This window comes from Oscillibacter sp., from assembly GCF_040505565.1.
In the GTDB taxonomy this organism is placed as follows: domain Bacteria; phylum Bacillota; class Clostridia; order Oscillospirales; family Oscillospiraceae; genus Oscillibacter.
Genome location: NZ_JBEUWZ010000022.1, coordinates 61,764 through 71,824, shown reverse-complemented (window position 1 = coordinate 71,824; position 10,061 = coordinate 61,764). Strand labels below are relative to the sequence as shown.

General features: G+C 56.5%; 10 protein-coding genes. 5 read left to right on the top strand and 5 right to left on the bottom strand.

Annotated elements, in window-relative coordinates; translation table 11 throughout:
* A partial coding sequence (locus ABWQ15_RS11525) for a transposase (RefSeq protein WP_353908923.1) occupies window positions 1–656 on the top strand: 656 nt, incomplete at its 5' end.
* A gap of 129 nt (window positions 657–785) precedes the next feature.
* Entirely contained in the window at window positions 786–1,391 is a 606-nt protein-coding gene (locus ABWQ15_RS11520; protein ID WP_353908922.1) for a transposase, read from the top strand.
* A gap of 152 nt (window positions 1,392–1,543) precedes the next feature.
* On the opposite strand, the gene ABWQ15_RS11515 is transcribed toward ABWQ15_RS11520, so the two are convergent.
* Both ABWQ15_RS11515 and ABWQ15_RS11510 read right to left on the bottom strand, forming a co-directional pair.
* A complete protein-coding gene (locus tag ABWQ15_RS11515) occupies window positions 1,544–1,912 on the bottom strand; it encodes a VOC family protein (RefSeq protein ID WP_353908921.1) in 369 nt (122 codons plus the stop codon).
* A gap of 22 nt (window positions 1,913–1,934) precedes the next feature.
* On the bottom strand, window positions 1,935–3,215 hold the full coding sequence (locus ABWQ15_RS11510) for a DUF1015 domain-containing protein (RefSeq protein ID WP_353908920.1): 1,281 nt from the start codon (window positions 3,213–3,215) through the stop codon (window positions 1,935–1,937).
* 188 nt (window positions 3,216–3,403) lie between these two features.
* Between ABWQ15_RS11510 and ABWQ15_RS11505 the strand changes: the two genes are divergently transcribed.
* Window positions 3,404–3,622: a DUF378 domain-containing protein gene (locus ABWQ15_RS11505; protein WP_353908919.1), complete on the top strand. Its 219-nt coding sequence runs from the start codon at window positions 3,404–3,406 to the stop codon at window positions 3,620–3,622.
* 254 nt (window positions 3,623–3,876) lie between these two features.
* Window positions 3,877–5,619 carry a pyruvate kinase gene (gene pyk / locus ABWQ15_RS11500; protein ID WP_353908918.1) on the top strand — a complete coding sequence of 581 codons (1,743 nt, stop codon included), beginning with the start codon at window positions 3,877–3,879 and terminating at the stop codon, window positions 5,617–5,619.
* A 64-nt stretch (window positions 5,620–5,683) separates the two neighbouring features.
* On the opposite strand, the gene lgt is transcribed toward pyk, so the two are convergent.
* The 3 genes from lgt to yfmF are packed head-to-tail and all read right to left on the bottom strand — an operon-like array spanning window position 5,684 to window position 9,316.
* Entirely contained in the window at window positions 5,684–6,760 is a 1,077-nt protein-coding gene (gene lgt / locus ABWQ15_RS11495) for a prolipoprotein diacylglyceryl transferase (protein WP_353908917.1), read from the bottom strand.
* 25 nt (window positions 6,761–6,785) lie between these two features.
* Window positions 6,786–8,051: an EF-P 5-aminopentanol modification-associated protein YfmH gene (gene yfmH / locus ABWQ15_RS11490; RefSeq protein ID WP_353908916.1), complete on the bottom strand. Its 1,266-nt coding sequence runs from the start codon at window positions 8,049–8,051 to the stop codon at window positions 6,786–6,788.
* Window positions 8,048–9,316: an EF-P 5-aminopentanol modification-associated protein YfmF gene (yfmF, locus tag ABWQ15_RS11485; RefSeq protein WP_353908915.1), complete on the bottom strand. Its 1,269-nt coding sequence runs from the start codon at window positions 9,314–9,316 to the stop codon at window positions 8,048–8,050. Before yfmF ends, yfmH begins: the two co-directional genes overlap by 4 nt.
* A gap of 162 nt (window positions 9,317–9,478) precedes the next feature.
* Here yfmF and ABWQ15_RS11480 point away from each other — a divergent pair, with 162 nt between their 5' ends.
* A complete protein-coding gene (locus ABWQ15_RS11480; protein ID WP_353908914.1) occupies window positions 9,479–10,033 on the top strand; it encodes a cupin domain-containing protein in 555 nt (184 codons plus the stop codon).
* Window positions 10,034–10,061: the final 28 nt, after the last annotated feature.

Here is a 10,061-nt window from a genome sequence, read left to right as displayed (position 1 = left end):
TTGATCCTATCACTTTTTGGGTGTTTGCCCTCTGCACTTCTATGATATCCCTCCAGTGGGTGAAGAAGGCACAGACCATCCCCTGGCTGGAGATTGAGGAGCGTTATGCCGCCCTATTTACCAACCGGAAGGGCAACGTGGCAAAGCCGCTGCGTCTGGCGCTGGGGGTCTGCATCATCCAGGCGGAGTACGGTTTTTCAGACGAAGAAACTGCCCAAATGATACAGGAGCATCCATATTTTCAGTATTTCTGCGGCTATCCGGGCTATGACGACTCCAGGCTGCCCTTTGACCCGTCCCTGCTGGTGTACTTCCGCAAGCGTCTGACGCCGGAGATACTGGGTGAAATCAACGAGATGATTCTATCCGCGGCACGAAAAGAAGAGCACCGTCATGACGATGACGACTGTGGAAACGGCGGCAATCGAGGCACCATGATCGTGGACGCCACCTGCGCACCGTCTAACATCCGCTATTCCCAGGACGCGTCGCTACTCAACGAGGCCCGGGAAAACACGGAAAAGCTGTTGGATGAACTGCATGATCCGGCCGATGGCCGCAAGCCACGCACTTACCGCACCTGGGCGCGCCGGGATTATCTTCAGTTCAGCCGCAGCCGTAAGAAAACAGCGAAGAAGATTCGCAAGGCGGTTTGAAAACAGCTGCGCTATCTGGCGCGAAACCTTGCCGCCATTGACGAAAAGCTTGCTCTGGACAGAACGCTTTCCCAGCAAAAAACCGACCGTCTCACCGTAATCCGCACGCTTTACAAACGGCAGAAGTACATGTACGACCACCGCTGCCACACGGTTCCGGACCGGATCGTCAACGTCAGCCGGCCGTTCCTGCGCCCCATTGTGCGGGGCAAGGCGGGAAAGCCCGTAGAATTCGGCGCGAAGCTGGACATCAGTGTGGTGAACGGCTGGACCAGATTGGAGTGCTTCTCCTTTGACGCCTACAACGAAGCGGGAAACCTGCCGACGATGGCAGAGCGATTCCGGGAACGGGAGGGGTACTATCCCAGCCGGATTCTGGCGGATAAGATCTACCGGAACCGGGAGAATCTACGGTTCTGTAAGGAGCACGGCATCCACCTCTCCGGCCCCGCGCTGGGCAGGCCGAAGAAGGACGAAATCCAAAACAAGACGCAGGATTTTCTGGACGAATGTGAGCGTGTGGAAGTGGAACGGCGATTCAGCCTGGCCAAGCGCAAGTGTGGCTTGGGGCTGATCATGACAAAGCTGCGGGGAACTATCGCCCACAGTGTCGCCATGTCCATTTTGGTGCTGAACCTCAGAAAGATTCAGTGCGCACTTCTGCGATTGCTTGCTCTTTTTTCGCTATTCATGCTACCACAGGAAAACAACCTTTGTTCAGTTGACATTAATTAAATGCGTCACTAGTCTGTTTTGAATATTTTCACGGTTGTTCGCAAAAAAATATCTGCTCCTCGCATATGGAGCAGATATTTTCGAATCTTAACTTAATGTCATTGCCATGACGGTGTGTATGCCGCAAGACAGGAAGCGGCGTCTCTGTCCTCTTACCGGGTGGGAATGATCTCAACCCAATACCCGTCCGGGTCCTCGATGAAATAGATCCCCATTTTGGCATTCTCAAAACAGATGCAGCCCATCTTCTCGTGGCGGGCGTGCTCTGCCGCATAATTCTCGGCTCTCAGGGCCAGATGGAACTCGCACTCGCCCAGATCATATTTCTGGGGATGGTCCCTCAGCCAGGTCAGCTCCAGACGGAAGTCGGTCTTCCCGTCCCCCAGAAAAACGATGATATAGCTGCCATCGGAAGCCTCCTTGCGCTCACCCACCGGGGTCAGGTCCAGAGCCTCCTTGTAAAACGCCAGTGATTTATCCAGATCGGACACATTAAAATTTAAATGATTAAAGGTCAGCATAATTTCTCCTCATTCGCGGACATCATTTGATTGCCCGGGCCTCCACATAATAGCGCTTATCCTGCGCATGGCCCATGGAGAAGGTCTTGCGGGGCAGGACACCGTCGGCCATAACGGTTTTAAACAGCTGTTCCTTCCCCATGGCAGGCAGCTTAAAGCCAATGTTGCCGGGCTTTGCGCCCAGTTCGTCCGTCACCTCGTCGCCGTGGATGTAATCCACCTCACCGTCATTGGCTTTCAGATAATCATCGATGAAAGCCTGCAAAGTGCCAACCGCCAGCTGGACCTTCGGGTCCGGCACCGTGACAATCCCTTTGTGTCCGGCGAAGGTATAGGCAATGGCATGGCCTTCGCCCTCGCCCTCGTGGGCGGAGGGATAAAACGCCTTGAACGCCGCCAGGACCTTCTCCGGGTCCACATGGAACAAAACCCGATGGATCGGTTCAAATTTCAGCGTGTCGTCGTGGTTGTTCACCACCTCCACCAGCGCATAGCGCTCCGGCAGAGAGGCCCACTGCTCCTTCGGCGTGACTTTTTTCAGGTTCTCATAGCAGGTCTTTGCCGTGGCCAGTGAATGGTTTCCGTCGCCCACAGCAAAGAGAAGCGGTGCGGCATCCTTCATGCCGTACTTCTTGTCCATCTGATCGGGAGCGCACAAAGCCGCCAGCGCGTCGGCCGCGGCGTCCATCTGTGTCTCCGTCAGCTTCCAGCCGGTGAGATGGCCACCGCCCTGCTGCAAATCGAAATCATAGAGCCTCTCCATCTTCCCGCTCTGGGTGCTCAGAGGCTCGATCACCGTCCCGTCCGGATCGTCGATCAGCAGCATCACATGGGGCAGCTCAATGGGCGCGTCCTGCCGGACCTTCACCCGGGGCGGAATACGGGAGAGAACGGTTCCCTCCGTGGCGCGGATCAGTGCACCGGAGCCGGGAGTATAGTCGTACTGGTCCAGATCAATCATGCCGATCAGGCCGTGGCGCACCTTCCCGTCGGATTGGGTGCGCTCCATATAAATGAGAGTCGCTGGCAGAGTTTTGAAAACGCCGCCGTCCACGTACCGCTTCATGGCCCCGTTAATATCTCCAATGCGCTTGTCCACGTCGGGATCGTTTAGTTTTGCCTCCGGCAGGATCAGTCGGAGCGTGGAGGGAGCGTCTCCCACGTTCTGTTCCACCGCCGCCCAGTACTCGGGCTGAGAGGTGAACTGATCGCAGGCCACCACAGCCCATTTATTCATGTCCGCGTTTTCAGGAAGCAGGATGTCCGCAGGATAGAAACCCAGCTGGTTGAATTTCCCGTTCATGTGAGGTCCCCTTTTCCAATTTTCCAAATTTTTCGGGTGCGCCGCGCGCTGTCCCGACTATGATTCAGTATACTATACTCCATCTTCGGATTCAACAAGCGAGGAAAATTTTTCTCCTCGAGTATCGTTTGGTTCTCTTTGGGGCATACTGCTACCAAATCCCGAGCGAACTATTTTAGGAGGTTTTTATGGTTATCGACAAGATCGCACTGGTTCTCTCCATTATCGGTGCGCTGAACTGGGGCGGCATCGGCCTGTTTGGATTTGACACAGTCGCCTTTCTCTGCGGCGGGCAGATGGCGGTCCTCTCCCGTATCATCTACGCGCTGGTGGGATTGGCGGGGCTGTGGTGCATTACGCTGCTGTTCCAAAGAGGCGAGGAGCGAAGAGCCCATCACGCAGTCTGAGTTTCGTGATGCGACGGACCCGGAGGGACAGACAGGTTCTGTCTCTCCGGGTCCCTTATTTTCATTTTTTGGAATTACCGATGGCCGAAATGTTTCAAGGCAAGTCTGGAGACGGTTTTGGTGCGTGTTGACTCCACCTTTAAGTAAAATTTATAAAATATGCAAAATTGCCCCTTGTCACAGAAAAGAAAACGTTTATAATAGAAATAGAATGTAATTTTTGACGTTCGCTTCCATTTCACAAGGAGGTTTTTATGAGAAAGACAAAGATCGTCTGCACCCTTGGCCCCGCCACCGACAGCGAGGAAACTCTGCGCGCCATGCTGGAGTCCGGATTGAATGTGGCTCGGTTCAATTTTTCCCACGGCAGCCACGCCGAACACAAAAAGCGGCTGGACATGGTGAAGAAACTGCGCAGCGAGATGAACCTGCCCGTGGCCGCCATGCTGGATACAAAGGGCCCTGAGATCCGCCTGCGGGACTTCAAGGACGGCAGGGCCGATCTGAAGGGTGGCCAGGAATTTACTCTCACCACCCGGGAGGTTCTGGGAGACGAGCACATTTGCGCCATAACCTACCGAGACCTCCCAGGCGACGTGGCAGTAGGCGGCTCGATTATGCTGGACGACGGACTGATCCGCCTCACCGTGTTGGAGATCAAGGACGGAGATATCCGCTGCCGGGTGGAAAACGGCGGTCCCATCAAAAATCACAAGGGCGTCAACGTCCCGGGCGTACGGCTATCCATGCCGTATCTGAGCCAACAGGACAAGGAAGATATTCTCTTCGGCGTGGAGCAGGACTTTGACTTCATCTCCGCCAGCTTCGTCCGCAGCGCCGCCGACGTGATGGACATCCGCCGTCTATTGACCAGCGTCCATTCCTCCATCCGCATCATCGCAAAAATTGAAAATCAGGAGGGGGTCAACAACCTCTCCGAAATTCTCTCCGTGTCCGACGGGATCATGGTCGCCCGAGGTGACATGGGCGTGGAGATTGACTTCACGGAAATTCCCATTATTCAAAAGGACATCATTGCTCAGTGCGTTGCCGCGGGTAAGCCCGCCATCACGGCCACCCAAATGCTGGACTCCATGATGGAGAACCCCCGTCCCACCCGTGCCGAGATCACCGACGTGGCCAACGCCATCTACGACGGCACCTCCGCCATCATGCTCTCGGGTGAGACCGCCGCGGGCAAGTACCCCTTGGAGGCGGTGAAGACCATGGACGCCATCGCCCTGCGGACGGAGTCCGACATCAACTACGCCAAACGGATGAAAAACGCCGCCGGGGACCGACACCTGTCCATTGCCGCCGCCACCGCCCACGCCGCCTGCACTACCGCCGCCGACGTGGGAGCCGATGCGATCATCACCGTCAGCCAGAGGGGAACCACCGCGCGCCTTGTCAGTCGTTTCCGCCCCGGCACACAGGTGATTGCCTGTCTGCTGGATGAGCATGTCCAACGCCACATGGCCCTGAGCTGGGGCGTGACGCCCATTTTGATGCCCATTGCCGGCAATTCCGACGAACTGGTGGAATTCGCTGTAGATACCGCCAAGGCCGCCGGATTTGTAAACCAGGGCGATCTGGTGGTGGTCACTGCGGGCGTACCTGTGGGCGTGCCGGGCACCACCAATATGATCCGGGTACATCTGGTGGGCGGCTCCCTGTTCACCGCCGTGGGTATCGGCAACGGCAAAGCCTCCGGCCCCCTATGCGTGTGTCACACGCCGGAGGAAGTATCTGAGAAGGCTCGGCCCGGCTGTGTGCTGGTGGTTCCCTTTACCACCAATGACATGCTCCCCGCCATGCGCGCCTGCGCCGCCATCATCAGTGAGGAATCCGGCTCCAACAGTCACGCCGCCACTGTAGGACTGACTCTGGTAAAGCCCGTGATCGTGGGCGCCGGCGGGGCCACCCATATTCTGACCGACGGGATGTTGGTCAGCGTGGACTGTGTCCACGGAACGGTTCAGCGTCTGCCACAGTAAGGGCCTGAAAGCAAATAAAAGCGCGCCCCGGAACGATCGTTTCGGGGCGCGCTTTTTATGGACTTCATCGCTTGTCGAACGGTTTGCTCTCCTCTGAAAGTTCGGCCTGAGCAGGCGGTTCCTCCGGCGTTCCATGGGCTGGGACCTCTGCCATCGCCGCATCTTCGGCGGGCGCCTGCCCGCACTCTGCAGCGAGAGTTTCCTCCTCCGGCACGGGTCCGGCGGTCTCCGGCGTCTCTGTCAGGGCGGCGCACTCCGCGACCTGCCTGACCAATAAATCGCTGCCGTCCCGTTTCCTGATTTTGATGTTATAGAACAGCACCGCGGCCGCACCAACGACCAGAACGATGCTCAGTGCCTGAGAGACCCGGATGGGCTGACCGAAAAATGTCCAGTCGAAGAGGTACAGGCTGTCTGTCCGTAAGCCTTCGATCCAGCTGCGGCCAAGGCCGTACCACAGGAAGTAGAAGCAGGTGTTCTCCCCATCGAATCGGCGGGCTCGGCTGACAATAAACAGTACCAGCAGCAGCCCCACCAGATTCCAGAGACTCTCATAGAGGAATGTGGGATGGACCTCAATGGTCTGATTCTGACTGACCCACAGCTGCATCCGCCAAGGGAGCGTGGTCTCCGTGCCAAAAGCTTCCCGGTTCATGAAATTCCCCCAGCGCCCGATACTCTGGCCGATCAAAAGGCCCATGACGCAAAGGTCCAGCATCGCCGTGAATTTTATTTTTTTAACCTTGCAATAGATAAACGTAACCAGAATCCCCACAATCACCGTGCCGTACATGGCGATGCCGCCGTCCCATACGGCCAGCATCCGGCCCCAGTCCAGGCTTCCGTCCGCGTTGCGGTACAGATCCAGATAAAAGACCACATAGTAGATACGGGAGCCGATGATGCATAGTGGGGTAGCCCAGAGGATCATGTCCAGCACGTTGTCCTCCGTCAGTCCGAACCGCTTGGACTGCTTCATGCAAAGGTACAGCCCCGCCAGCAGACCCAGAGCCAGAATAATACCGTACCAGTAAATACCATGCCCGATGTGGATGGCAATGGGGTCCGGGTCGATCTTGAACCCGCCGAACAGCCCCGGAAACGCGATGGGCATATCACTGAGTGCTTTCAAATTAGTCAAATTAGAAACTTCCTTTCGCCATCTCTCATTTAGGCAAAATGGTGGACATGGCTGCGTGCTCCTCCGTCAATTCGCCCCGGATGAAGGCAAGAATATCTTCCTCGCCAATGCTGTCGAAAACCTGGGGGAAACGCAGCGCGTCATAGCCCGCAAAATGCCCCTCCGTCAGCGATACGGCAATATTTTCAAAAGAGTTCAGGCCCCGCAGCATGGTCCCGAAGGCGGCCTTGCGCACCCGCTCGTAAAAATCGTGATCTAATCCCTCAGTTGCGAGACGGCGTGCCTCCTTTTTAATTTCCGCAGCAACGGCTTTCACGTCCCGGCTGTCACCTCCGGCGTAAAGATACGCCGTATCCGGCATCATTTCAAATGCCCCGCCGAAGCTGGTATTGATGAGCCCCTGCCCATACAGCCGCAGATACAGGGGGCTGGACTCCCCCAGCAGCAAATCGCAAGCCATGTTTCCGATCAAATTCCGGCGAAGGTATCCCTCCCCCGTCTCAACGGGTTTACATTTGAAACCCAGCAGAAACTGAGGCATGGAGACCTCCATCCTTCGGCTTGTCTCCCGTTCCGTCACGCCGTCCGGCTCCGTTCCGTGGTCTCGGGGGATGACCGGACCGCTGTCCTCCGGAAGGATGGAACGGGCAATATCCGCCACGCGGACCGGGTCCACGTTTCCAACCACGGTTAAAACCATGTTGCCGGGGGTGTAAAACGCCTTGTGGCAGTCGTACAGCGTCTTGGCCGTGATCTCCCGGATGCTCTCCACGCTGCCGGCAATGTGGGTCCTGGCGGTGTTCTTTTGATAGAGGGCGCCCATCATCCGGGCATAGACCTGCCAGTCCGGATCATCCTCGATCATCCTGATTTCCTGGGAGATAATCCCCTGTTCCTTGGCAACGCTTTCGTCGGTAAAGTAGGGTACGGAGACGAAGGACAGCAGGATTCTTAAATTCTCCTCAAACTTCTCCGTGGAATCGAAATAGTACCCCGTCATGGCATTGGCGGTGAAAGCGTTGGGCTCCGCCCCATTTTTTGCCAGTTCCTGAAGGGCGTTGCCCTCTTTGGTGTCGAACATCTTATGTTCCAGATAGTGGGCAATGCCCGCCGGGGTATCCATCCACTCTCCGTTCAGGCAGAAGCGGGTATCCATTCCGCCGTACCGGGTGGCAAAAAAAGCGTAGCTCTTGGCAAAGTCCGGTTTTGACACCACATTGATCGGCAGGCCGTTGGGCAGCTTCTCGTGGTAGACGGTTTCGCTGATGCGCTCATAGAATTCCTTCTTCATTCCTCGGCCCCCTCTCCCTTGAGGAAATAGACGGTATCCAGCGACACGGTCCTCATTGCCTCGTAAATTCGCTCTGAAGAGACGGTGCGAATTCCCTCCGCCAGCTCCTCCGGCGTGTCATCCCGCCCCGTAGCCACCCGGCCCAGCCAGAAATTCTCCAGTTTGCTCTGGGAGTCCCCGATGGTGGCGTAGGCATTGCAGAGTGTACTGCGCGCTCCCGTCAGCTCCCACTCCTCCAGCTTTCCGTCCTGAACAGCTTTCATCTGACTCTGAATTTCGTCATAGGCCCTTTGGAAGTTCTGAAACTCAATGCCGGAGGACACGGTGATGATGCCTTTTTGCCAGTGGAACAGGGAAGACGCATAGTAGCACAGGGACAGCTTTTCCCGTACATTCATGAATAGCTTTGAGTTACTGCTGCCGCCGAACAGGGTATTGCCCATCATCAGCGCGGAGAAATCGTCGCTGCCGCAGGTAAAGCCCATGCCCAGCTTTCCCTGGGTCACGTCCATGGCATCTGTAACGCGCCTGACCTCCTCCCGAGCTACGTGATGGGAAGCCCGGGGCAGGGAGCGGACAATCGTGCGCGGTAGGGTGGAAAGGGCTTTTAAAAGTGCTTCTTTTACCCGCTCCACCTCGGCGCTGCCACAGTAAAACAGTTCCAACGGTGCGGAGGCGAGAAGACCGACATACGTCTCTTGCAATCTCTCCACCGTCAGCGTTTCCGCCGTCTTCTCGTCGCCAAACTGGCTGACGCCGTATGGCTCGCCGTCGCACATCTCCTGTAAAAGGCGCAGGTCGGCATATTCCCGCTTATCGTTGAGGATGCTGCGGATGGCGTCCACCAGATTTGTCCGCTCGCTTTCCACATACTCCGGCAAAAAAAGGCCTCTTTTTGTCGTCGGATTGCAGATTAGCTGCCCCAGCAGCTCCGCCACCGGCTCCAGCAGCTTTTCACCGTCAGGCGTGAACGCGTCGTCGATCAGGCTGGCGACAAAGCCCACGCACTGACTCTCCCCTTTTTTCCGGACCGTATAGTCGATCACCGCCCCGTACAGCCCGTCCAGCCGAGCGCTGAGAGTCCCCATGTCGGGATAGCGTACGGTACCCCGGCGCAATACCGCGGGCAGCAGCGCCTGAGCCGCGGCCGTCTCCGCTGTGATGCGGGTCAAAAACTGGGCGGACAGTAAGCTTGTTTTAAATTTCCGGGCCGGCAAGTGGGTGAGATAGACGCCCTCCGCCAGCCTTATTCTGGTTGCTTCCAATTTCAGGCTCCTCCCTGTCGATTTAAATACAATTAAGTATTATACTGTATTCTCTCCGTAAATTCAAACTCTATTTTCACCCCGCTGTCGGAAATAGGAGTTGACCTTTTCTTTTCCGACGTATACACTGATATCAGTCAGGAAATTAACAAAGGGGGACGTATGGAGAGTCTTGAAATCGGCAGCCGCCTGCGGCGTCTGCGCAAGGAAAAATGCTTGAGCATTGCGGCTCTGGCGGAACGTTCCGGGGTCAGCACCGGTCTTATCAGCCAGATCGAGCGGGATATGGTCTCTCCCACCGTGGTGAGCATCTACCGTATCGCTCAGGCTCTGGACACAAACATCAGCTATTTCTTCCCCGTCCCTGATGAAAAGCCCTACGTCCTGCTGCATCCCGGCGAACGGCAGCATATTCAGTTGGCCGGAGGCGCGCGCGATTATGAGCTTCTGACACCCAGCAGTCCGGAACGCACTCTGGACATGGTGCTGGTAACGCTGCGGGGCGGAGCCTGTTTTGACCGGGAGTGTGTCTCTCACGCAGGAGAGGAGTGCGGCTACGTCCTCTCCGGTATTCTGACCGTCCTGCTGGACGGTCAGGAAGTGGATCTCTTCCCCGGCGAAAGCATCCATTTTCCCAGCACCCGCCCCCACGTCTATATCAATACCCATCCAGAGGACTGCATCTCTATCTGGTCCATGACGCCGAAGTTTTTCTAAAGTCCCGTTCTCTGGCGTTAAAGCCGCG